The following is a 23154-nucleotide window of genomic DNA, read 5'->3' on the forward strand; positions in this document are numbered from 1 at the left end:
AGCCATGCAGCCGCATGTCGCATCGCGCTGCCCCGCAACGAAGCAAACCGCTTTCGCCACGGCGCGGCGATGGCTGCCGCGCGCGATGCTCGCGGCGGGTACCGTGCTCGCGCTTGCCGCGTGCGGCGGCGGTGAAGGCGGCGGCGGGGGATCCGCCGCGCCGGCATCGGCCGTGGTGCGCCTGTGTCCCGCCGCGGTCGATTACTCCACGCCGTACCTCGGCGGCACGGGCTCGGGCGAGCTCGTGAAAGTGCAGATCGACACGAAGCGGATGACGTGGGCGGTGACGTTCCTCGACTCCTCGGTGCCGCGCACGACGGGCACGGTGCAACCGACACGCTCGGACACCGTCAGCGGCTCCAACGTGATGTCCGGCACGCTGACGCAGGAGACCGGCCTGCCGACCGACAAGCTCAATCAGTGCGCATTCCGGCTCAACGGCGCGAGCCTCGACCCCGCGCGCCCCGCGCGCCTGTTCCTGGGCGAGGGCGTGATGGGCGGCACGATTCCCGGCGCGCGCATCCAGTTCAATGGTGTGGCCGGCGCGGGCGCGGTGCCCGACACCACGTTCCCGTACTTCCAGTTCATCGGCTTCTCGCAGATCGAGAGCGACCTCACCAAGGTCGCGGGCACGTACAACGGGTCCGGTTTCCACGAGGTACCGTCGAAGAACTTCCAGTGGGTCGCGCAGGACTATCGCATGTCGCTTGCGGCCGATGGTTCGTTCACGGTGTGCGACAACAAGGCGGGCGGCTCGTGCCGCCAGAAGGGCAACAAGTTCGCCGTGCATCCGAGCGGCGCGCTGCTCTCCACCAACTACGAAGGCGAGCTCGCGCCGACGCTCGGCGGCACGCAGGGGCGCGCGTACCTCATCGTGGGCAAGCTTCGTGGCGCGCTGGTGCCGGTGATGATCCGCGTGGGGTATGCCAACGCGTCGTTCACGAACCTGCAGCCCATCGGCGCCGACGACGAGATCGGTATCGGCATGATGGCGCCCGCGGTCTCCGCAACGCAGGGCGCGATCAACGGCGAATACATCGGCGTAGACAGCAACTTCGAGTACCGCACGACGGCGCTCGTGGGCGTGGACGCGGCGATGCTCGACCCGTTCCGCGCGTCCGACGCCACGCTCGCCATCGCGCTCAAGCTCGACTACTCGCAGACCACGGCCGGCGTCATCACCACCACGCGCAAGGACGGCAACGCCACCACCCCGACCGGCAAGTTCATGTTCACGGGCGGTGTGTTCGGCTTCCTCGAGACGCGCGGCGGCTCGCCTTACTTCACCATCGGCGCGTTCGTCGAATGACCGGAGACATGTCGATGACTCTGCAACTCCGCATGCGGTCTCCGCAATGGATGCGTCAACTCGCGCGCGTCGCTGCCGGCTTCGCGCTGTGCACCACGTTCGCGGCGCCGGCGCTCGCGCAGAAGGCCGGCGACAACGTGGTCTCCGCCGGCTGGTTCTATATCCAGACGCGTGGCGTGAGCCCGCCGCTCACGACCAACGTCGTGGACGTGCCGATCAACTATCCGCTCGGCCTCCCCAGCACGTTCTCCGCGCCCGGCAGCGGCTTGTCGACGTCGAACGCGAACACGCTCGGCCTGACGTTCAGCCACTTCTTCACCGACCATATCGCGGTCACGGGCGTGGGCGGCATTCCACCCGAGTTCAAGATCTACGGTCATGGCGAGCTCATTCCGCCGGGTCCGGCCGGCGCGCTCGGGCACCAGAGCCTCGGCGATCCGTCGCTGAACCCGATCATCACGCGGGCGCGGCAGTGGAGTCCCGCGGCGATCGTGCAGTATCACTTCATGGATCCGGGTTCGCGGCTGCGCCCGTTCCTCGGCGTGGGCGTGTCGTACAACTTCTTTACCGACATCCGCATCAATCCGGCGTTCGCGGCTTCGGTCAACAACAACCTGGGGGCGATTCTGGCGGCGGGTGCCGGAATTCCGGGGCCGACCAGCGTGCATGCGGATGCGTCGTCGTCCTGGGCGCCCGTGTTCAATGTGGGCGGCACGTACAACTTCGACGAGCATTGGGGGGTGACGGCGGCGGTGACCTACATTCCGCTCAAGACGACGTCGACGATGACCATCAAGGCATCGGATGGCACCACGCTGTCCACGTCGAAGACGAAGATGGATCCGAAACCGCTGATCTTCTTCCTCGCCGCGTCCTACAAGTTCTAGGAAGATCCCTCTCCCGCAGGGGAGAGGGAACACGACGGCCTTACTGCGTGGCGGTCTCGTTGAGTCCGCCGCCCAGCGCGCGATACAGGTCGATCGCGTTCACGAGCCGCAGTTGCCGCGCCTGCACGAGCGCCTGCTCGGCATTGAACAGCTGCCGCTGCGCATCGAGCTCGTCCAGATAGCTGGCCACACCCGACCGGAACCGCATGCGCGACAGTTCGAAGCGCGCCGCCTCGGCATCGCGCTGCTGCGCCTGCCCCGCGACCTGCTCCTCGAGCGTGCCGCGCGCCACGAGCGCGTCCGCCACTTCGCTGAACGCGACCTGGATCGTCTTCTCGTAGTTCGCGATCTCGATGCTCTTGCGCACGTTGGCCAGATCGAGGTTCGACAGGTTGCGGCCCGTGTCGAAGATCGGCAGCACCAGCTGCGGCGCGAACGACCACGTCTTGGTACCCGCATCGAACAGCCCCGAGAACGACGGGCTGATCGTGCCCGCGTTCGCGGTCAGCGTAATGCGCGGGAAGAACGCCGCGCGCGCCGCGCCGATATTCGCATTGGCCGACAGCAGCTGCTGCTCCGCCTGCCGGATATCCGGACGCTGTTCGAGCAGATCCGACGGCAGCCCCTCCGGGATATCGCTGATGATGCGTTCGTCCGACAGCTTCATCGGCGCCGGCAGATCCGCGATCCCGGCGATGGGCTTGCCCACCAGCACTTCGAGCGCATTCTGCGCCTGCGCGCGCTGACGCGCGAGCTGCGCCGCGGAGACCCGCGCCTGCGCCACCAGCGATTCGTTGTCGCGCAGGTCCAGCGCCGATGTGGCGCCCGCATCGAAGCGGCGCCTGGCGAGGTCGTACGTGCTCTGGCGCGCCGCCAGCGTGTCGCGCGCGATGTCGTACTGCTCGGCCAGCGCGCGCTCCGACAGATAGGCCTTGGCCACTTCCGACACCAGCGAGATATGCGCCGCGCGGCGCGCCTCCTCGGTGGAGAAGTACTGCGCGAGCGCCGCGTTGGACAGGCTGCGCACACGGCCGAAGAAGTCGAGTTCGTACTGCGAGATGCTCAGCCCCACCTGATAGGTGCTGCCCGTGAACGTCTGGGCATTGCCCGAACCGGGTACGACCGACAGCGACGAGAACTGGCCGCGCTGATATCCCGCATTGCCGTTGACGGTCGGCAGCAGGTCCGCGCGCTGCACCTGATACTGCGCGCGCGCTTCCTCGATGCGCAGCGCGGCGGTACGCAGGTCGCGGTTGTTGTCGATCGCCGTGGCGATCAGCGCCTGCAGCCGCGGGTCGCGGAAGAATTCGCGCCAGCCGATATCGCTCGCGCGGCGCGTCTCGCCGGTCTTGACCTCGGCCGTCGCATAGCCCTCCGGCGCCGCCGGAAAGGTGGCGGCCACTGGCGCGGCCGGGCGATCGTAGTGCGGCGCCAGCGTGCAACCCGAGAGCACGCCGGCCACCAGCAGAAGTGTGGTCAGGGTCTTGGTCATGTCAGATTTCCTCTTTCGGGTCGAGCCGCGACTGTTCCCGCATTGCTTCCATCTCATGCTGACGTTTGCTGCCCGGGAAGCGCTTGCGCACCACCACGAAGAACACCGGGACCAGGAAGATCGCGAGCAGCGTCGCCGCGATCATACCGCCCATCACGCCCGTGCCGATCGCGCGCTGGCTGCCGGAGCCCGCGCCCGTGGCGATAGCCAGCGGCAGCACGCCGAGAATAAAGGCCATCGACGTCATCAGGATCGGGCGGAACCGCAGATGCACCGCCTCGAGCGTCGCATCGATGAGGCTGCGCCCCTGCGCCTGCAGATCCTTCGCAAACTCGACGATCAGAATGGCGTTCTTCGCGGACAGGCCGATCGTCGCGATCAGGCCCACCTTGAAGTACACGTCGTTCGGCATGCCGCGCAGCGTCACGCCGACCAGCGCGCCGAGCACGCCAAGCGGCACCACGAGCAGCACGGCCACCGGAATCGACCAGCTTTCGTACAGCGCGGCCAGGCACAGGAACACGATGATCAGCGACAGCGTGTACAGGATCGGCTCCTGCGCGCCGGCCAGACGTTCTTCGTACGACTGGCCCGACCATTCGAAGCCGAAGCCCGGCGGCAGCTTCGCGAAGTTCGCCTCCATCACGCGCATCGCCTCGCCGGTGCTCTGTCCGGGCGCGGCCTGGCCGGCGATCTTCACCGCGGGCATGCCGTTGTAGCGCTCCAGACGCGGCGAACCCATGATCCACTTCGACGTGGAGAACGCCGCGAAGGCCACCATGTCGCCATTGCCGTTGCGCACGCGCAGCTTGCTCAGGTCGTCGGGCAGCTTGCGATCCTCGCCTTCCGCCTGCACGATCACGCGCCGCACGCGGCCTTCGTAGATGAAGTCGTTCACATACGACGAGCCGAACGCGATGGACAGCGTGGCATTGATGTCGGCCACGGACACGCCCAGCGCGCGCGCCTTCTCGCGGTCGATATCGATACGCAGCTGCGGCGCGTCTTCCTGGCCTTCCGGACGCACGCCCGCGAGCACCGGCGACTGCGCCGCCATGCCGAGCATCTGGTTACGCGCGGCCATCAGCTTCTCGTGCCCCTGGCCCGTGCGGTCCTGCAGGCGGAAGTCGAAGCCCGACGAGTTGCCGAGTTCCGAGATCGCCGGCGGATTCAGCGGGAAGATGATCGCGTCCTTGATGAACGACAGCGCGCCGAATGCGCGACCCGTCAGCGCCTGCGCGGTCTCGTCGGCACCGGTCCGTTCCTTCCAGTCCTTGAGGCGCACGAACGCGATACCGCCATTCTGGCCGCGGCCGAAGAACGAGAAGCCCGCTACCGTGATCATCTGGTCGACGACCTTCGACTCCTTCTGCAGGTAGTAGTCCTCGATCTGCTTGAGCACGCCGATCGTGCGGTCCTGCGTGGCGCCCTGCGGCAGCTGCACGACCGTGATCATGTAGCCCTGGTCCTCGTCGGGGAGGAACGACGACGGCAGACGCTGGAACAGCAGCACCACACCCGCGACGATAAGCGCGTAGATGATGAGGTAGCGGCCCGAGCGGCGAATCACGCGGGCCACGACGCCCTGGTAGCCGGTGGACGCGCGCGCGAACGTGCGGTTGAACCAGCCGAAGAAGCCTTTCTTCTCGTGATGATGGCCCGCCTGCACCGGCTTCAGCAGCGTGGCGCAGAGCGCCGGCGTGAGCGTCAGCGCGAGCAGCGTCGAGAACGCCATCGAGGACACCAGCGACAGCGAGAACTGGCGGTAGATATTGCCGACCGAACCCGAGAAGAACGCCATCGGGATGAACACGGCCACCAGCACCAGCGAGATGCCGACGATGGCGCCCGTGATCTGCCCCATCGCCTTGCGCGTGGCTTCACGCGGCGACAGGCCTTCCTCGCTCATGATGCGCTCGACGTTCTCCACGACCACGATCGCGTCGTCCACGAGGATACCGATCGCAAGCACCATGCCGAACATCGTCAGCACGTTGATCGAGAATCCGAACGCGAGCATCGCGCCAAACGTGCCGAGCAGCGCGATCGGCACCACGAGCGTCGGAATGATCGTCGCGCGGATGTTCTGCAGGAACAGGTACATCACGAGGAACACCAGCAGCACCGCTTCCAGCAGCGTCTTGATGACTTCCTCGATCGAGATCTTCACGAATGCCGACGTGTCGTACGGCACGCTGTACTCGTAGTCGGACGGGAAGTACTTCGCCAGCTCGTCCATGCGCGCGCGCACGGCGTTGGCCGTGGCCAGCGCGTTCGCGGCGGGCGCCAGCTTGATGGCGATGGCCGAAGCGGGCTTGCCGTTGGTCCGCGCGAGCGTCGAGTAGTCGGCGCCGCCGAGTTCCACGCGGCCGACGTCCTTGATGCGCACCGACGAACCGTCGGGGTTCACGCGCAGCAGGATGTTCGCGAACTGCTCGGGCGTGGTCAGCCGGCTCTCGGTGTTGACGGTCGCGTTGAGCTCGGTGCCCTTCGGCGACGGCGTACCGCCCAGTTCGCCGACGGCGACCTGGATGTTCTGCTCGGACACCGCGGCCGTGACGTCCAGCGGCGTCAGGTTGTAGCCCGTCAGCTTGGCCGGGTCGAGCCACACGCGCATCGCGTATTCGGTGCCGAACAGATCGGCCGCACCCACGCCGGGCACGCGGCGAATCGAGTCCACCACCTGTGCCGAGACGAAGTTGCCGAGCGCGATCGCATCGGAGTTGCCCGACTTCGACTGGACCGTGATGAACATCATGTAGTTGTTCCCGGCCTTGTCGATGCGCACGCCTTGCTGGCGCACCTCCGCCGGCAGGCGCGCTTCCACGCGCTTGAGGCGGTTCTGCACTTCCACCGAGTTCAGGTCGGCGTTGGAGCCGGGCGAGAACGCGATGTTGATCGTGGAGAGGCCCGTGGCCTCGCTCTGCGATTCGTAGTACAGCAGGTTGGGCGCGCCGTTGAGCTCCTGCTCGATCACCGTGGTGACCGATTCCTCGAGCGTCTTGGCGGATGCGCCGGGGTACGTCGCCGTGACCGTGATGATCGGCGGCGCGATATTGGGGTACTGCGCGATCGGCAACTGCAGGATCGACAGCAACCCGCCCAGTCCGATGATCAGCGCGAGCACCCACGCGAACACCGGCCGGTCGATGAAAAACTTGGCCATGGAACTGGCTCCCTTCTTATTGGGTCCCGATAGAGGCGTCTGCGAGGGCTACGGTCAGCCCTGCTTTGCCGCGGTGGCGTCTGCGGTCTTGGGCTGCTGGAACGGCACGGCCTTGGCCGGCGCGCCCGCCTGTACCTTCTGCAGCCCCTCGACGATCACCTGCTCGCCGCCCTTGAGGCCTTCCGATACCACCCAGCTGTCGCCGACCGCCTGCGTGGCCGTCACCGGCAGGCTGGCAACCTTGCCGTCCTGGCCGACGACCATCACGCTCGCGCCCTGTGCCGTGCGGATCAGCGCGCGTTGCGGCACGGTCAGTGCCTTCTCGTCGATGCCCTGTTCCACCTTCACGCGCACGAACGTGCCCGAGAGCAGCTCGCGCTTCGCGTTCGGGAATTCCGCGCGCAGCGTGATCGCGCCCGTGGTCGGATCGACGGTCATGTCGGAGAACAGCAGCTTGCCGGTCTGCGCGTACTCGCGATCGCTGCCCTCGACGAACAGGTGCACGCGCGCGCCGCCGTTCATGCTCTTGACCTCGCCCGACTCGATCTGGCGGCGCAGGCGCGCCACGTCGGCCGCGGGCTGCGTGAACGTGACCCAGATCGGATCGACCTGCTCGACCAGCGTCAGCTTCGTGGCCTCGCCCTTGCCGACCAGCGCGCCCTCGGTGACCAGCGCACGGCCCACGCGGCCCGAGATCGGGGCGGTGACCGTGGTGTAGCCGAGATTGATCTGCGCGGTGGTCACGGCGGCCTTGGCCGAGGCGATATCGGCATTGGCCTGGCCGGCCGCGGCCACGGCCTCGTCGTACTCCTGCTTGCTCACGGCGTTCGCGGCCACGAGCGGCTTGTAGCGCTCGGCCTTCTGGCGCGCGGACACGGCGTTGGCCTCGGCGCGCTCGAGCGACGCCTTTGCCGATGCCAGCTGCGCCTGATAGGGCGCGGGATCGATGCGGAACAGCACCTGTCCGGCCTTCACCTCACCGCCTTCGGTGTAGTTGCGCGACAGCACGATGCCTTCCACGCGGGCGCGCACCTCGGCGGTACGCACACCCTCGAGGCGGCCGGGCAGCTCGTTGATCACGGCGACGGGGCGCGGGGTGACCGTGACCACGCCGACCTCGGCGGGCGGCATCGCGCCTGCCTGCGGCGCTTTCTCGCCGCAGGCGGCGAGCAACAGGACCGCTGCTCCGGCGGCGAGATAGTGAATACGTCGGGTCTTGCTCATCGATCACCCCATCTTGGCGTTTTTGGTTCTGATATGGACTGCGGTCGCTTGCGGCACACGTCCCCCATGGACAGCAACGGCGTGCGGGGGGGCGGGGAGCGCGAGCGGAGACGTCAGGCGGGTAGCCGTCGGGACCGGGGGTGGCCGGACGGCGAACAAGCGCGTAGTATATATACATTCAAGCATGTATGTTAAGCGTTTTACACAACGCGTTGCTTTTTGGCGCACTTATGCCCAAATGTGGTGCGCGGGCGACATACAGTTGGCGAGCACAATTGCGGCAAGCGCGGTACGATGCCGGCCGTTAATCGCGGTGATTCCGCGATAGGAAAAGGACATGGTCAGACGCACCAAGGAAGAAGCACTCGAGACGCGCAACCGGATACTCGATGCGGCGGAAACGGTTTTCCACACGCGCGGCGTGGCGCGCCCGTCGCTTGCCGATATCGCCGAGGCGGCCGGTGTCACCCGCGGCGCCATCTACTGGCACTTCAAGAACAAGAGCGACGTGTTCGCGGCGATGGTCGATCGCGTGCATTTGCCCGTGGAAGCGTTGTGCGATCCCGAGCGGATCGCGCGGCACGAGGACCCGCTCGGCGGGGTGCGCGATATCTGCGCGTTCGTGTTTCGCCAGACCGTGGTGAACCCGCAGTGGCGGCGGATCTTCGAGATCCTGTTCCACAAGTGCGAGATGGTGCAGGACAACGGCGCGATCTTCGAGCGCCAGCGGCAGTCGCATCAGGAAGGCATCGCCAAGATCCGCGAGCACTTGCGGCTCGCGACCGAGCGCGGCCAGCTGCCGGCCGACCTCGATCTGGACTTCGCGGTCAACGCGTTCCATGCGGCCATCGGCGGCGTGCTCGCGCACTGGCTGTTTTGCCCCACCGATTTCGATCTGGCGGGCCAGGCCGAGCGTATGGCGGACGTCTTCATCGACACGCTGCGCCATTCGCCGGCGCTCCGGCACGGCTACGTCGCGCGGCCGCTGGCGGAAGCCGAGCTCGACGCCGAGGTGGCGACGTTCTGCGAAGCGCAGGCCCGGCAGCAAACGCTCGCGGAGTAGTTACCCGCGGCTACCCCTGGCTACCCGCGCAGCGCCTCCGACCATCGCGCGAGAAACGCGCGCTTGCGCAGCGCGTCCTGCGCGGCCAGCAGGCCCGGCCCGACGCTGATCGGCTTGAGCGTATATCCTAGCCGTTCGGCAAGCGCCCCCGGTGTCTGCCCGCTCGTGATGTCGCTGCGGATCGTATAGAGCTGCGACGTCGAGCGGGCCAGCAGGGCCTGCCCCTCCCGCGAGATCAGGAAGTCCAGCCATAACCGCGCCGCATTGGGCCGCGGCGACTTGCGCGCGATAAAGGCCACGCGCGACATCACCAGCGTATAGTCGCGCGGCGCGATCACGCCGATCTCCGCGCCGCGCTCCATCAGCGACAGCGCATACGACCCCAGCACGTTGTACCCGAGCACGAACTCGCCGCGCGCGATGCGCTCGATCATGTCCACCGACGATACCGACAATTTGGCGCCCGCACGCCCGAGGGCCTGCGCGAGATACCAGAATTCGTTGCCCATGCGCGCGTCCTGCTGCGCGAACAGGTAGCCGATGCCCGAGCGTTCGATGTCGTAGGTCACCACGCGCCCGCGCCACAGCGGCGCGTGCTCCTGCATCAGCTGAGCCAGACCGCTACGGCTGCCCGGCATGCGCGTATCGGTGAAGTGCCGGCGGTTGTAGACGATGACCGCGGGTTCGAAGGTCGTGCCCCAGGCCTCGTCGCGCCATACGGCCCACGCAGGCAGCGCGCCGCGCTCGGGCGATTCGTAGCGCTGCGCGTAGCCATCGTTGACGAGCTTGATCTGCAGGTCCATCGCCGTGCTCCAGAGCACGTCCGCGTAGTCGGCGTCGCGCGCCGGGCGGCCGCCGCCGAGCTTCGCCGTTTCGGCGAGGAAGCGATCGTTGAGCTCGACCGTATTGAGGTCGCGGTAGTTGACGCGCACACCGGGAAAGCGCGCCTCGAAGCCGTCGATCAGCGGCCGCACGATATCGCTGTCCGTCGACGCGTACACCGTGACGGCACCCTCGTGCAGCGCGCGCGAGACAATGCCTTCGTACTCGGCCGGATACCCGGCGGGCGCGGTGGGCGAGGTAGTGCGGGAACCGGCGGCCTGTGCGCGCGCGACCGTGGGAAAGGCCGGCATCGCGGCCAGCGCCGCCGCGGCCGCGCCGGCTTCGAGCAGGCGGCGCCTTGCGGGATGCGGGGCGGGCGAGGCGGCGTCCGCGGCTGGGCAGGAGGGGCGCGATTCGGAGAGCGGCTTGGGCGGCATGGCGGCAGAGGCGACACCCGGAGCGGGGCGGCGTTATTATAGGCGCCCCCGGACGCGTCCCGCATCCGGGCCGATGGGGGTGGAGGAGGTCCCGCATGCGCATCCTGCTGGTGGAAGACGAAGTGGAACTGGCCCGCTGGGTCGCGCGCGCGCTCGAGCAGGGCGGCTTCGTCATCGAGCACGTGGCGGACGGCCTGCAGGCCGAAGCCCGGCTGATGGCCGAGGAATACGACGCCGTGGTGCTGGACCTGCGGCTGCCCGGCAAGGACGGGCTGGCCGTGCTCAAGGCGATGCGCGGGCGCGACGACCGCACGCCCGTGCTGATCCTCACCGCGCAGGACACGCTCGACGAACGCGTGCGCGGCCTGAACCTCGGCGCGGACGACTACCTGCCCAAACCCTTCGCCATCGCCGAACTCGAGGCCCGTATTCTCGCGCTCATCCGCCGCAGCCGCGGGCGCGCCCATCCGCGCCTGCAATGCGGCGCGCTCGTGTTCGATGGCGAGACGCGCAGCTTCACGCTCGGCGGCGCGCCGCTCGCGCTGACGCCACGCGAATCGACGCTGCTGGGCGCGCTGCTCGCGCGCAGCGGCCAGCCGCTGACCAAGGCGCAGCTGCTCGACAAGGTCTTCTCGCTCGACGCCGACGTGAGCCCCGACGCGATCGAGGTGCTGGTCTACCGCCTGCGCAAGAAGCTCGCCGGGCATGGCGTGACCATCGTGACGCTGCGCGGCTTCGGCTATCTGCTGGAACCCGAGGCCGAGACCTGACATGTGGCGACGCCACCTGCGCGCCCCCGCGCGGCTGCCGTTGCGGCTCTGGCTGCGTGGCAGCCTGCGCCGCCAGCTGCTGTTGCTGCTGGTTCCCGCACTGATCGCGATTACCGCGATCGACTCGTGGTTCACGTACGACACGCTGCGCGACGCTGCCAACACTGCATACGACCGCTCGCTGTACGGGTCCGTGCGGACCATCGACAATGCGATCGGCATGGCCGGCGAAAGCGTGCAGCTGTCGCTGCCCGATGCCGCGATGGAGATGTTCGAGACCGCCGCGCAGACGCATGTGTTCTACCGCGTGTCGATCGAGCGCGCGGGCGTGGTCGAGACCATCACCGGCTATGACGATCTGCCGCTGCCCGCGGGTACGCTCGTCAACAACGAGACACGCTTCTACGACGCGACCTATCGCGACGAGCCCGTGCGGATTGCCGCCATGGCAAGGCCCGTCTACCGGCCCGATGCGCATCTGCGCGTGATCATCCAGGTGGCGGAAACCGCGGAGCCGCGCACGATGCTGATCGCGCGCGTGTGGCGCAGCGCGCTCGCGCGCGACACGGTGCTGATCGTGCTGTCGGCACTGATCCTCGTCGGCGGCATCACGTACGTGCTGCGTCCGCTGGCGCGGGTACGCGACGAGGTTCGCGCGCGCTCGCCGGACGACCTCACGCCGCTCGCGTTCGACCACGTACCGGTCGAAGTGCGTCCGCTCGTCGATGCGGTGAACACGCACGTGGCGCGCTCGGAAGCAATGGGCCAGGCGCAGGCGCAGTTCATCGCCGATGCCGCGCACCAGCTGCGCACGCCGCTGGCGATCCTCAAGACACAGGCCGAGTTCGCGCAACGCCAGCTCACGCTGCATGGCGACCACGGCGACATACAGGCCGCGCGCGAAGCCGTGGGCGCGATCGAGACGCAGCTCGGCCAGGCCGCGCGACTGACCAACCAGTTGCTGGCGCTCGCGCGCGTACGCCGCGATGGCGCGGTGCCGGTGGAGGCCGTGGATGTCATCGATGCGGTGGCCGTCGCGGAGCAGGTCGCACTCGACTATCTGCCGCTGGCGCGCGGCAAGCAGCAGGACTTTGGCTGGGAGCGGCCCGCCGGGCTCTCGCTGCCCGTACGCGCCGACGGCGCGCTGCTGCGCGAGGCGCTGGCCAACCTCGTGCACAACGCCATCCAGTATTCGCCGCGCGGCAGCCGCATCACGCTTTCCGCGCGGCTCGCGGGCGACGAGGCGCTGCTGGTGGTGGAGGACGACGGACCGGGGATTCCGCCCGAGGAGCGCGAGAAGGTATTCGCGCGGTTCTACCGGCGGGTCGGCCACACCGAGCCCGGCTCGGGTCTTGGCCTCGCCATCTCGCGCGAGATGGCGGCGCGATTCGGCGGCAGCGTGACGCTCAGGGATGCCACGCAGGGGCGGGGCGTGCGCGCGGTGCTGGCACTGAAGCTGGCGTAGCACGCCCGGGCGCGCCGGCTACCTGCGCACCACCGCGTCGTCGCAGGGATCCTTGCGTGCGATCGCGGGCACGCGGATCACGGCATCGAAACCGTTCGCCACCGTATTGCTCTCTTCGAGGTAGCCGATGCTGAGCACCTTGCCCTTGTCGCCGGCAATCCAGCGCGGCACGCCGAGATCGCGGCGCACATGGCCGTTGCCCGCGATCAGCACCACGCCGCGGTCCGCGTAGGGCTGCATCGTCGCGGCCATCATGGCATCGCGCGCGGCCTGGGCGCTCAGCATGCCCGGCAGCATCTGGCGCGGAAACAGCCCGCAGTGACCGGCATCGAGCGCCGTCGATTGCGCGGAAACGAGATCGGCCGGCAACGGCCTGTCGAGGCCCAGCGCCTTCTGCTGGCCCGCGCTGAACACGCTGCCCAGCCCGCCGCGCACGATCCGGCTCGCGTCGGCACGCGAGAGGTTCGCCGCAAGCAGCGGCAGGTCGTACTGCAAGGCCAGCGCCACCACGGGGCGGTAGAGCGGCCATTGCCATGCGTTGCGATCGCCCGTCGCCTGCGCTATCACGTAGTCGGCGTCGTCGGGCCGCTCGCGCCGCGCGCGATCGATGTCCGCCTGGCGCTCGCGATCGAACTGCTCCATCGCGATGGCGGGCCGCCAGCCGGCCTGCACCGCGCGCGTCAGCGCGTCGAGCCGCTGCTGCTGGCCCTGCGCGTTGTCGTGGACCTCGCCCAGCAGCACATACGATTTGCCGGCGAAAGTCTTGCTGACCGCTTCCGGCTGCGGCGACTGGTTGAAGAACTGGCTGGCACAGCCGGTCAGCGCGAGCGCGCAGGCCAGCGCCGCTATGCGAATGATCATGGTTTGTCGGTCTCCGGCACGTACACGATCGATCCATCCTTCATGCGATAGGCGACGCCGGCCTTGACGCCGTCGCCACTGCCCGGCTGTCCCGTGCCCTGATAGCGCACGACCTTCTGTCCCTGCCGCGACACGATCTCCATATCGGGCTTGCCGGGGCGCGTGATGACGGTGACGTCGTCGTGCGTAAACGGGTTCATCGGGTTGCGCGCAATGGCGATGAGGAGCGCGGCGATCACCACGAGGAACACGTCGATGAGGTTCACCACCGACAGGATCGGATCGTCGGCTTCGCTCTCGTCGAGGAACTTCATGCGTCCGCGCTCCGGGCCTGCCGCGCGCGGCCGAGCCAGACCAGCTCCTCGGCCAGCCAGCGACGGCGCACGTTGACCACCCAGAACGTGATGCTGGCCGCGATCAGCGCGAGGATCACCGCCGAAAACGCGATGGTCAGGTTCTCGCCCACGTTGGCGAGATCGCCGCCGGACAGGCTCTTGAGCGCGGGACCCATCGGGATCATGGTCGCCACGAGTCCGAGCATGGGCGCCACGCGCGTGGCGATGCGCGCGCGCTCCAGCAACCGGTGGGCAGCCACGTCGAGCGCATCGGCGTCGTCCTCACCGTGCCGGCGCGCCCAGGCGACGAGCGCATAGCCGCGCCCGCTATCGATCGGATGCCGCGCGCGCAGCCATGCCTGCATGGCAAAGTCGCCGAGCGCCCAGAACGCGTGGACGAAGAGGATGCCGATCAGCGCGAGGGTCGGATACAGGAACAGCTGTCCGACCTCGTACATAAGGGTTTCGAGCGAGGTGGGTGTCATGGCGTTGGATTCTAAGCCAAACGCCATGACCGAGGCCGCTACCGCTGCGCGAGCGCTTCCGGTTCCGCGCGCAGATTGCCTTCCGCGTCGATCTGCAGCGGGCCGCTGCCCGAGAAGCGGTCGAGCGCGAGGTAGATCACGGGCGTGATGAACAGCGTGATGACCTGCGAGAACAGCAGGCCGCCGACCACCGCGAGGCCGAGCGGCTGGCGCAGTTCCGCACCGGCGCCCAGGCCGAGCGCGAGGGGCAGGGCACCCATCACCGCCGCGAACGTCGTCATCATGATCGGGCGGAAACGCAGCAGGCACGCCTGCCGGATGGCCTTGGCCGGCGCCATGCCCTGCTCGCGCTGCGCGGCAAGCGCGAAGTCGATCATCATGATCGCGTTCTTTTTCACGATACCGATCAGCATCAGCACGCCGATGGTCGCGATCAGCGACAGCTCCACGTTGAAGATGAACAGCGTGAGCAGCGCCCCGATGGCCGCCGAGGGCAGGCCGGCCAGAATCGTCAGCGGGTGGATATAGCTCTCGTACAGCACGCCGAGCAGCGTGTAGATGACCGCGATGGCGGCGACCAGCAGCACGATCTGCGTGGCCTGCGACGACTGGAACACCGCCGCGTCGCCGCCCCAGCTCGTGAAGATCGAACTCGGCATTTCGATCTCGGTGCGGAAGCGATCGATCTTGCTGGACGCATCGCCCAGCGCCGCGCCGGGCGCGAGGTTGAACGACACCGTGACGGACGGCAGCTGCCCCTGGTGATTGACCGCGATCGGACCGACGCGCCGCTCCGTGGTCGCGAACGCGGAAATCGGCACCATCTGGCCCGTCTTGCTGCGCACATAGAGCTTGGAGAACGCGGTCTCGTCGGTGCGATCGACTTCCGCGGCCTGCAGGATCACGTAGTAGTTGTCGATCGGTGTGTAGATCGTCGATACCTGCCGCTCGCCGAACGCCGTGTACAACGCCGTGCGCACGTCCTGGATCTGCACGCCGAGCGCGTTAGCCTTGTCACGGTCGATCGTGAGCTGCGCCTCGAGGCCCGATTGCTGCGAGTCGCTGGTCACGTCGCGGAAGATCGGCTCCGCGCGCATCTTCGCCATCAGGCGGTCCGAATACGACTGGAGCTCGCCGGCCTTCACGCTCTGCAGCGTGTACTGGTAGCGGCTCTTGCTCTGGCGGCCGCCGAGGCGCAGGTTCTGCACGGGCGAGAAATACACGGCGAGGCCGGGCACGACCGACACGTCCTTGCGCAGCGACTCCACCACCTGCGGCATCTTGGGCCGTTCGCCCAACGGCTTCAGCTCCACGAACATCCGGCCCGTATTGATGGCGGGCGAGTTGCCGCCGCCGATCGAGGCCACCACCGACTTGACCGAGGGATTCGCGCGGATGCGCTCGGCCGCGTCGCGCAGCCGCTCGGACATCGCCTCGAACGAAATGTCCTGCGGACCTTCCGCGTTGACCTGGATCTGGCCGATGTCTTCCTCTGGGAAGAACCCCTTGGGAATCTTCGCGAACATCACCGCCGTGAGCACGAACGTCAGGCCCGCGAGCGCGAGCACGAAGCGCCGGTGCGCGAGGCACCAGTCGAGGCCGTTCGCATACTTGCGCAGCGTCCAGTTGAACAGATCCTCGAACCACTGCGTCGAGCGCAGGCCGATCGATGCCTTCTTTGGCGCGTGGTGGGGTGCAGCGTGCGCGACGGCGGCACCCTTGTGATCGCCATACGCATGCTGCGATTCGTCGATCGGCACGTTGTCCGCCGACAGGAAGCGCGCGCACAGCATCGGGATCAGCGTGAGCGACACCAGCGCCGACACGAGAATCGACAGCGACACCACCGCCGCGAACTCGTGGAACAGCAGGCCGATGACGCCCGGCATGAAGAAGATCGGGATAAACACCGCCACCAGCGAGATCGAGATGGAGAGGATCGTGAAACCCATCTCGCGCGAGCCGATCAGCGCGGCCTTGAGCGGCTGCACGCCTTCCTCGATATGGCGCACGATGTTCTCGAGCATCACGATCGCATCGTCGACGACCAGGCCCACGGCCAGCGTGATGGCCAGCAGCGACACGTTGTCGAGGCTGTAGCCGAGCGCCTTCATCAGCGCCACGGTGCCGATCAGCGAGATGGGCACCGATACGGTCGGGATCAGCGTGGCGGCCGCGCGGCGCAGGAACAGGAAGATCACCATCACGACGAGCGCCACCGTGAGCGCCAGCGTGAACTGCACGTCGTGGATCGACTCGCGGATGGACACCGACCGGTCGTTGACCACGGCCACGTTGACCGAACCCGGCATCTGCTGCACGAGGCGCGGCAGCGTCGCCTTGATCGAGTCCACCACGGCCACCGTGTTGGCATCGGGCTGGCGCAGCACGGTCAGCACGATCGAGCGCTCGTTGTTGAGCCAGCTGCCGGTCTTGATCGTCTCGACGCTGTCTTCCACCTCGGCCACGTCGGAGAGGCGCACGATCGCGCCGCTCGGCTGGCTCGCGACGATGATGTTGCGGAACGCATCGGCGTTCGACAGCTGCCGGTTGGCCTGGATGGTCAGCGTCTGGCGCGCGCCGTCGAGCGTGCCCACCGGCGTGTTGGTATTGGCACGATTGAGCGCGACCGCGAGTTCGTCAAGCGTCAGCCCGCGCGCGGCCAGTGCGTCGGGCCGCGCGCGCACACGCACCGCAAAACGCTTCTGTCCGAGCACCTGCACCTGCGCGACACCCGGCAGCGTGGCCAGCGTCGGCGAGATCAGGTTATCGCCGAACGCATTCAGCTCGGCGAGACTCATCGCGGGCGAGTTGATCGCCAGCAGGATCACGGGGGCATCCGCCGGATTCACCTTGCGGTACGACGGCGGCTGCGTCATCTCGATTGGCAGCGTGCGCTGCGCGCGGAACAGCGCGGCCTGCACGTCGACGGCAGCCGCATCGATCTCGCGGTCGTTGTTGAACTCGATCGTGATGCTCGAGTTGCCGAGCGTGTTCGACGAGCTGATGACGGTGACGCCGGGAATCGTCGCGAACTGCTTCTCGAGCTGGATGGCCACGGACGCGGCCATGGTCTCCGGACTCGCGCCCGGCAGCGTCGCCGTGACCTGGATCACCGGCGAGTTGAAGCTGGGCAGCGCGGCAATCGGAATCGTGGGGTACAGCACGATACCGGTCACGATGACGGCCAGGCACAGCAGCACCGTCATCACGGGCCGCCGGATACAGAGCTCGGACAGCGTCATGATGTCAGTGCCCGCCGTTGCCAGCTGCCGGCGCGGATGCCCCTCCGGCCTTGCCTTCGCGAATGCGCGAGCCGGGGCGCAGGTTCTGCGTGCCTTCCGTCACCACGCGCGCGCCGGGCTGCACGCCCTCGATGACCGCCGCGGCGGCCGTCGTGGCGATGACCTTCACCGGGACGCGCGCCACGGTGCTGTCGGGCTGCACGGTGTACACGAAGCGGCCGTCGGGACCGGTTACCACCGCCTGCGGCGGTACCGTCAGCGCGCCCTTGAGCGTCTGCACCACCGCGTTGACGTTGGCATAGGTGCCCGGCCAGAGCCGCGTTTCCTCGTTATCGAACTGCGCCTTGATGCGGATGCTGCCGTATTGCGGGTCCACCGTGTTGTCGATGAACGTGATGCGGCCGACGACGGGCGTCTTGCTGCCGTCGTTGGGCAGCGCGGTCACCTTGACGGGACCGATGCGCAACGCCTCCCGCAACGCGGCCAGCTGCCGCTCGGGCAGCGTGAACGTGACGGCGATCGGCGAGATCTGCGCGACGGTGACCATCGAGACGGCGGTCGCCGTCGGCGTGACGAGCGAGCCGGGAAACACATTGATGACGCCGGTCCGGCCGCCGATCGTGGCGCGGATGGAGCCATAGCTGATGGCCACGCGGCTGGCTTCGATCGCGGCCTGGTCGGCGCGGATCGTCGCCTCGAAACCGTCCACCTTCGCCTGGGCGGTGTCCACCGCGCTGCGCGAGATGAAGTTGCGCTCGAGCAGTTCCTGGCTGCGCGACAGCGTGCGCCGCGCATCGGCAAGATCGGCCTGGTCGCGCAACAGCTGCGCGCGGGCGCGCGCCATATTGGCTTCGTCCATGCGCGTGTCGAGCGAGAACAGCAGGTCGCCCGGCTTGACGGTCTGGCCTTCCTTGATATGCACGGACTGGACCGTGCTCGAGATCTGCGGCCGCACCTCGACGGTCTGCAGCGCGGTCACGTTGCCGTTGGCGTTGACCTCCAGCGGCACGTCACCCTGCTGCACGGCCGCCGTCGCCACCATGATCGCGGCGGGCGCCTTGACCTCGTGCTTCGGGACGTACCACATCTTCCAGCCGAACCAGGCGGCACCGCCGGCCACGAGTACCACGACTACGGCAACCCACGGCGAAATCCGGCCGCGCCCCGTACCGGCGGCCGCGCTCCAGTTGCCATCGACAAACCCCTTGGGCCGGTCGATCCCGTCTGTTTTCATGTGAGGACCCTTCTCCACTGCGAACGTCAAACGCTGCTCCCCGTGCGTCCGGCGGCTTCTTGGAGCCGCTTCGTCCGCGTATCTGCCCTGTATCGAGCCTGTATAAGTACAGCGCTGGCGCGTTTCAGGCTAGCGCGCCTTATTACAGCGCATTACAGCGGCAGACATGCCAATGCCGGCCGCGCCCCTTGACGGGCGGCCGGCGGGGTCGGGCGTCGATACCCTTGTATTAAAAGGGAAACATATCAGAAAAGCACGCGCCAGCCATCCCTGCGTCGGTGGTTGATGTTTTCCACCGACAGTTTGCGTGGCCCCGGGGTCACCGAGATGACATCGCCGGCCTGAATCTCGCCGGGCTTGAGCACGCGCAGATAGACGCCCGTATTGCCGCTCTGCACCATGTCGCGCACCGCGCGGCCGTAACCCATCGCCGCGTTGAGTTTCGCGGACGGGAGCCGGGGCAGCGCGACCTCCAGCAGCGCGCTGCCGATGCCCAGGACATCGCCGGCCCATAGCTCGCTCTCGAACAGGCCCTGCACGGTCAGGTTCTCGCCGAGCGCGCCGAAGCCGAGCGGCCGATTGGATTCCGGCACCCGGGCCTCGCGCCGCAGCGCATTCCACCACGCGTAATGTTCGAACGGATAGAGATAGACCGCGCGGTCGGGACCACCGTGCGCGGTCCGGTCGGCCTGTTCGTCGCCGGCCAGGCCCAGGCTATGGACCTGCACGGCGATCGGGCGCAACTGCGTGCTGAGCGGATGCTTGCGGATGGCAGACCGGACGATGGCCTCGGTACCGGCCCCGGCCACGACCAGCGGCAGGGCGGTCCCCACGCTGACAGCGAGAACACGGGCGGATTCGGTCATCGTTGCACTCCGGAACGACATCGACGGATCGAGGATGCGACCAGTGTAGCGACGGAAGTGCACGTTTGAATGTGGGCGAACCCACGCGCCCGTGCGTCGGCGGGCGCCGACGCGCGGGCGTACCCGGATGCGTCCTACCGCGAGAGCGCGGGTGTCAGCGCCTTCGGGTTCGCGATGCTGTCGTGCTTGCCCGCGAGCACGTCCAGAATGTTCTGGAACGCGGTGCGGAAGTAGAGCTCGTAGCTGTCGCGCTCGACGTAGCCGAGGTGCGGCGTGCAGATGCAGTTCTCCATGCGCAGCAGCGCATGGCCCTGCAGGATCGGCTCCGACTCGAACACATCGACGGCCGCCATGCCCGGCCGGCCGCGATTGAGCGCCGCCACCAGCGCGTTCTCCTCGATCAGCTCGGCACGGCTCGTATTGACGAACAGCGCGGTCGGCTTCATGCGCTGCAGGTCCGCCAGACGCACGATGCCGCGCGTCTCGTCGTTGAGCCGCAGATGCAGGGTCAGCACGTCGCTGTCCGCAAACAGCTGCTCGGCGGACTCGGCGACGTTGAGGCCGTCGTCGCGGGCCGACTGCTGCGAGCCCTCGCGGCCCCACACGAGCACGTTCATGCCGAACGCGCGGCCGTAACCGGCCAGCAGCTTGCCGATCTTGCCGTAGCCCCAGATGCCGAGCGTCTGCCCGCGCAGGACCTGGCCGAGGCCGAAGTTCGGCGGCATGGTCGTCGACTTGAGGCCCGACTGCTGCCACGCCCCGTGCTTGAGGCTGGCGACGTACTGCGGAATCCGCCGCTGCGCGGCCATGATCAGCGCCCACGTCAGTTCGGCCGGCGCCACCGGCGAGCCCGTGCCTTCGAGCACCACCACACCGCGGTCGGTGCAGGCCTCGAGGTCGATATGCCCGCCCTGGCCGCCCACGCGGCCGGTCTGGCTGATGATCTTGAGCTTGGGCAGCTTCTCCAGAAGCTGGCGCGTGACACGCGTGCGCTCGCGGATCAGCACGAGCGCTTCCACGTCGGACAGGCGCGCGGCCAGCTGGCCCACGCCCTTCACGGTATTGTTGAAGACCTTGACGTCGTGGCCTTCCAGCAGCGCGAAGCAGGGCAGCTTCCGCACGGCGTCCTGGTAATCGTCGAGAACGGCAATCTTCATCGGTGACTCTTTGACTTCAGCGAAGCTTGGTGCGCGCGGCAACAGAGCCGCGGCGCGCCGGACAGTATGGTTGGCATCCAGATCGCGCAGCAATCTCATCGACAATATTGTCTTTGGCAATGCTGCGCAGCAAAAAACAGCGAGGTGCAGCAGTGGTATCCTTGCCCGCTCCTGTCAACACCTACACACGCGATGGTCGAGCCATGCTCCCATTGTGAAGTGTGTGGACTGTCGCCGGACAAAGCCGCGCCGCACCCGAGGACGGGCGAAGCGCAACTTTATCGCAGCCGCAGCGACCGCCGCGATATTTTGCTGGGAATTCGCCGTCCCGGAGTTGTAACGGGATGTGACGATTGAGGCGATGTGCATCATGCCAAACACCGGCGTGGCTTTGCCAGAATTCTTTAGTCGCTTTGGAGTAACCACAATGAACCACCCCGCAATGCAAGGCACCCCGGCTCTGAATGTCCCGGCCTGGGTCAAGCACCAGAAGCTCATCTCCTGGGTCGCTGAGATCGCCGCGCTGACCAAACCCGACAACATCTACTGGTGCGACGGTTCGCAGGAAGAATACGACCGCCTCTGCGACCTGATGGTCGAGGCCGGCACGATGCAGCGCCTGAACCCCGCCAAGCGCAAGAACTCGTTCCTCGCGCTGTCCGATCCGTCGGACGTCGCGCGCGTCGAAGACCGTACCTTCATCTGCACCGACAAGCAGGAAGACGCCGGCCCCACCAACAACTGGACCGCGCCGGCCGAGATGCGCCAGACGCTCAATGGCCTGTTCGACGGCTGCATGCGCGGCCGCACGCTGTACGTGGTGCCGTTCTCGATGGGCCCGCTGGGCTCGCCGATCGCGCATATCGGCGTCGAACTGTCGGACTCGCCTTACGTCGCCGTGAACATGCGCATCATGACCCGCATGGGCCGGGCCGTGTACGACGTGCTGGGCACCGATGGCGAATTCGTGCCGTGCGTGCACACCGTGGGCAAGCCGCTCGCCGCCGGCGAGAAGGATGTGCCGTGGCCGTGCAACCCGACCAAGTACATCGTCCACTTCCCGACCACGCGCGAGATCTGGTCGTTCGGCTCGGGCTACGGCGGCAACGCGCTGCTGGGCAAGAAGTGCTTCGCGCTGCGAATCGCCTCCACGATGGGCCGCGACGAAGGCTGGCTGGCCGAGCACATGCTGATCCTCGGCGTGACGTCGCCCGAAGGCAAGAAGTACCACGTGGCCGCGGCATTCCCGTCGGCCTGCGGCAAGACCAACTTCGCGATGCTGATTCCGCCCAAGGGCTTCGAGGGCTGGAAGGTCACCACGATCGGTGACGACATCGCCTGGATCAAGCCGGGCCAGGACGGCCGCCTGTACGCGATCAACCCGGAAGCCGGCTATTTCGGCGTGGCACCGGGCACGAGCGAGAAGACCAACTACAACGCGATGGCGACCCTCAAGGAGAACGTCATCTTCACCAACGTCGCGCTGACCGACGATGGCGACGTGTGGTGGGAAGGCATGACCAAGGAAGCGCCCGCGCACCTGATCGACTGGCAGGGCAAGGACTGGACGCCGGCCATCGCGAAGGAGACCGGTGCCAAGGCCGCGCACCCGAACGCACGCTTCACCGCGCCCGCATCGCAGTGCCCGTCCATCGACGAGAACTGGGACAACCCGGCCGGCGTCGCGATCGACGCGTTCATCTTCGGCGGCCGCCGCTCGACGACGGTGCCGCTGGTGACCGAAGCGCGCAACTGGACCGAAGGCGTGTACATGGCCGCGACCATGGGCTCCGAGACGACCGCCGCGGCCGCGGGCCAGCAGGGCGTGGTGCGCCGCGACCCGTTCGCGATGCTGCCGTTCTGCGGCTACAACATGGCCGACTACTTCGGCCACTGGCTCGCGCTGGGCAAGAAGCTGGAAGCCTCGAGCGCGAAGCTCCCGAAGTTCTACTGCGTGAACTGGTTCCGCAAGGACGCCGACGGCAACTTCGTGTGGCCGGGCTTCGGCGAGAACATGCGCGTGCTGTCGTGGATGATCGACCGCGTGGAAGGCAAGGGCCAGGGCGCCGAGCACGTGTTCGGCACCTCGCCGCGCTACGACGACCTGAACTGGAACGGCCTGGACTTCAACACGACCCAGTTCGACCAGGTGACGTCGATCGACGCCGATGCATGGAAGCGTGAGCTGGCCCTGCACGAGGAACTGTTCACGCAGTTGAAGCACCATCTGCCGCAGGAACTCGTGGACACCAAGGCCGCGCTGGAAAAGCGCCTCGGTTAAGGCATCGCGACGGCAGGAAACGAAACGGCCCCTCTGGGGGCCGTTTTTTATTGGC

General features: G+C 67.5%; 17 protein-coding genes. 6 read left to right on the plus strand and 11 right to left on the minus strand.

The genetic code is table 11. The features are described 5' to 3' along the window. Positions 1–85 precede the first annotated feature (85 nt). Together FOB72_RS14775 and FOB72_RS14780 are read left to right on the plus strand one after the other, a co-directional pair. A complete protein-coding gene (locus FOB72_RS14775; RefSeq protein WP_223851530.1) occupies positions 86–1309 on the plus strand; it encodes a DUF2957 domain-containing protein in 1224 nt (407 codons plus the stop codon). A gap of 50 nt (positions 1310–1359) precedes the next feature. Then, a complete protein-coding gene (locus FOB72_RS14780; protein WP_223851531.1) occupies positions 1360–2196 on the plus strand; it encodes an OmpW/AlkL family protein in 837 nt (278 codons plus the stop codon). Positions 2197–2236: 40 nt separating this feature from the next. On the opposite strand, the gene FOB72_RS14785 is transcribed toward FOB72_RS14780, so the two are convergent. The 3 genes from FOB72_RS14785 to FOB72_RS14795 are packed head-to-tail and all read right to left on the minus strand — an operon-like array spanning position 2237 to position 8078. Further along, on the minus strand, positions 2237–3688 hold the full coding sequence (locus FOB72_RS14785) for an efflux transporter outer membrane subunit (RefSeq protein WP_150373303.1): 1452 nt from the start codon (positions 3686–3688) through the stop codon (positions 2237–2239). Position 3689: 1 nt separating this feature from the next. Further along, a complete protein-coding gene (locus FOB72_RS14790; protein ID WP_150373304.1) occupies positions 3690–6854 on the minus strand; it encodes an efflux RND transporter permease subunit in 3165 nt (1054 codons plus the stop codon). 54 nt (positions 6855–6908) lie between these two features. Then, positions 6909–8078 carry an efflux RND transporter periplasmic adaptor subunit gene (locus tag FOB72_RS14795; protein ID WP_150373305.1) on the minus strand — a complete coding sequence of 390 codons (1170 nt, stop codon included), beginning with the start codon at positions 8076–8078 and terminating at the stop codon, positions 6909–6911. Between the two features lie 337 nt (positions 8079–8415). Between FOB72_RS14795 and FOB72_RS14800 the strand changes: the two genes are divergently transcribed. Further along, positions 8416–9141, plus strand: a complete 726-nt coding sequence (locus FOB72_RS14800; RefSeq protein WP_150373306.1) for a TetR family transcriptional regulator — start codon at positions 8416–8418, stop codon at positions 9139–9141. Between the two features lie 20 nt (positions 9142–9161). Here FOB72_RS14800 and FOB72_RS14805 read toward each other — a convergent pair whose 3' ends face one another. Continuing rightward, the gene (locus FOB72_RS14805; RefSeq protein WP_411859800.1) at positions 9162–10400 is read right to left on the minus strand and encodes an ABC transporter substrate-binding protein; all 1239 of its coding nucleotides are present in this window, start codon (positions 10398–10400) and stop codon (positions 9162–9164) included. 95 nt (positions 10401–10495) lie between these two features. Between FOB72_RS14805 and FOB72_RS14810 the strand changes: the two genes are divergently transcribed. After that, a complete protein-coding gene (locus FOB72_RS14810; RefSeq protein WP_150373307.1) occupies positions 10496–11170 on the plus strand; it encodes a response regulator in 675 nt (224 codons plus the stop codon). 1 nt (position 11171) lies between these two features. Next, positions 11172–12635: a sensor histidine kinase gene (locus FOB72_RS14815; RefSeq protein WP_150373308.1), complete on the plus strand. Its 1464-nt coding sequence runs from the start codon at positions 11172–11174 to the stop codon at positions 12633–12635. 18 nt (positions 12636–12653) lie between these two features. Here the strand turns inward: FOB72_RS14815 and FOB72_RS14820 are convergent, their stop codons facing one another. The 7 genes from FOB72_RS14820 to FOB72_RS14850 all read right to left on the minus strand — a co-directional run bounded on the left by FOB72_RS14820 (position 12654) and on the right by FOB72_RS14850 (position 20818). Continuing rightward, positions 12654–13496: a ChaN family lipoprotein gene (locus FOB72_RS14820; RefSeq protein ID WP_150373309.1), complete on the minus strand. Its 843-nt coding sequence runs from the start codon at positions 13494–13496 to the stop codon at positions 12654–12656. Beyond that, positions 13493–13810 (minus strand): DUF2149 domain-containing protein, encoded by a 318-nt coding sequence (locus FOB72_RS14825; protein WP_150373310.1) that lies wholly within the window; start codon positions 13808–13810, stop codon positions 13493–13495. Before FOB72_RS14825 ends, FOB72_RS14820 begins: the two co-directional genes overlap by 4 nt. Then, positions 13807–14316 (minus strand): MotA/TolQ/ExbB proton channel family protein, encoded by a 510-nt coding sequence (locus tag FOB72_RS14830; protein WP_223851352.1) that lies wholly within the window; start codon positions 14314–14316, stop codon positions 13807–13809. The genes FOB72_RS14825 and FOB72_RS14830 overlap by 4 nt, the downstream gene beginning before the upstream one ends. 38 nt (positions 14317–14354) lie before the next feature. After that, positions 14355–17561 (minus strand): efflux RND transporter permease subunit, encoded by a 3207-nt coding sequence (locus tag FOB72_RS14835; RefSeq protein WP_150373311.1) that lies wholly within the window; start codon positions 17559–17561, stop codon positions 14355–14357. A gap of 4 nt (positions 17562–17565) precedes the next feature. Continuing rightward, positions 17566–18795: an efflux RND transporter periplasmic adaptor subunit gene (locus FOB72_RS14840; RefSeq protein ID WP_150373312.1), complete on the minus strand. Its 1230-nt coding sequence runs from the start codon at positions 18793–18795 to the stop codon at positions 17566–17568. A 245-nt stretch (positions 18796–19040) separates the two neighbouring features. After that, positions 19041–19661, minus strand: coding sequence for an MOSC domain-containing protein (locus FOB72_RS14845; RefSeq protein ID WP_150373313.1), 621 nt, complete (start codon positions 19659–19661; stop codon positions 19041–19043). A 134-nt stretch (positions 19662–19795) separates the two neighbouring features. After that, positions 19796–20818 carry a D-2-hydroxyacid dehydrogenase family protein gene (locus FOB72_RS14850; protein ID WP_150373314.1) on the minus strand — a complete coding sequence of 341 codons (1023 nt, stop codon included), beginning with the start codon at positions 20816–20818 and terminating at the stop codon, positions 19796–19798. A gap of 427 nt (positions 20819–21245) precedes the next feature. Here FOB72_RS14850 and FOB72_RS14855 point away from each other — a divergent pair, with 427 nt between their 5' ends. After that, positions 21246–23099, plus strand: coding sequence for a phosphoenolpyruvate carboxykinase (GTP) (locus FOB72_RS14855; protein ID WP_150373315.1), 1854 nt, complete (start codon positions 21246–21248; stop codon positions 23097–23099). The last annotated feature ends 55 nt before the right edge of the window (positions 23100–23154 follow it).

Source organism: Cupriavidus pauculus (genome assembly GCF_008693385.1).
Classification (GTDB): domain Bacteria; phylum Pseudomonadota; class Gammaproteobacteria; order Burkholderiales; family Burkholderiaceae; genus Cupriavidus; species Cupriavidus pauculus_D.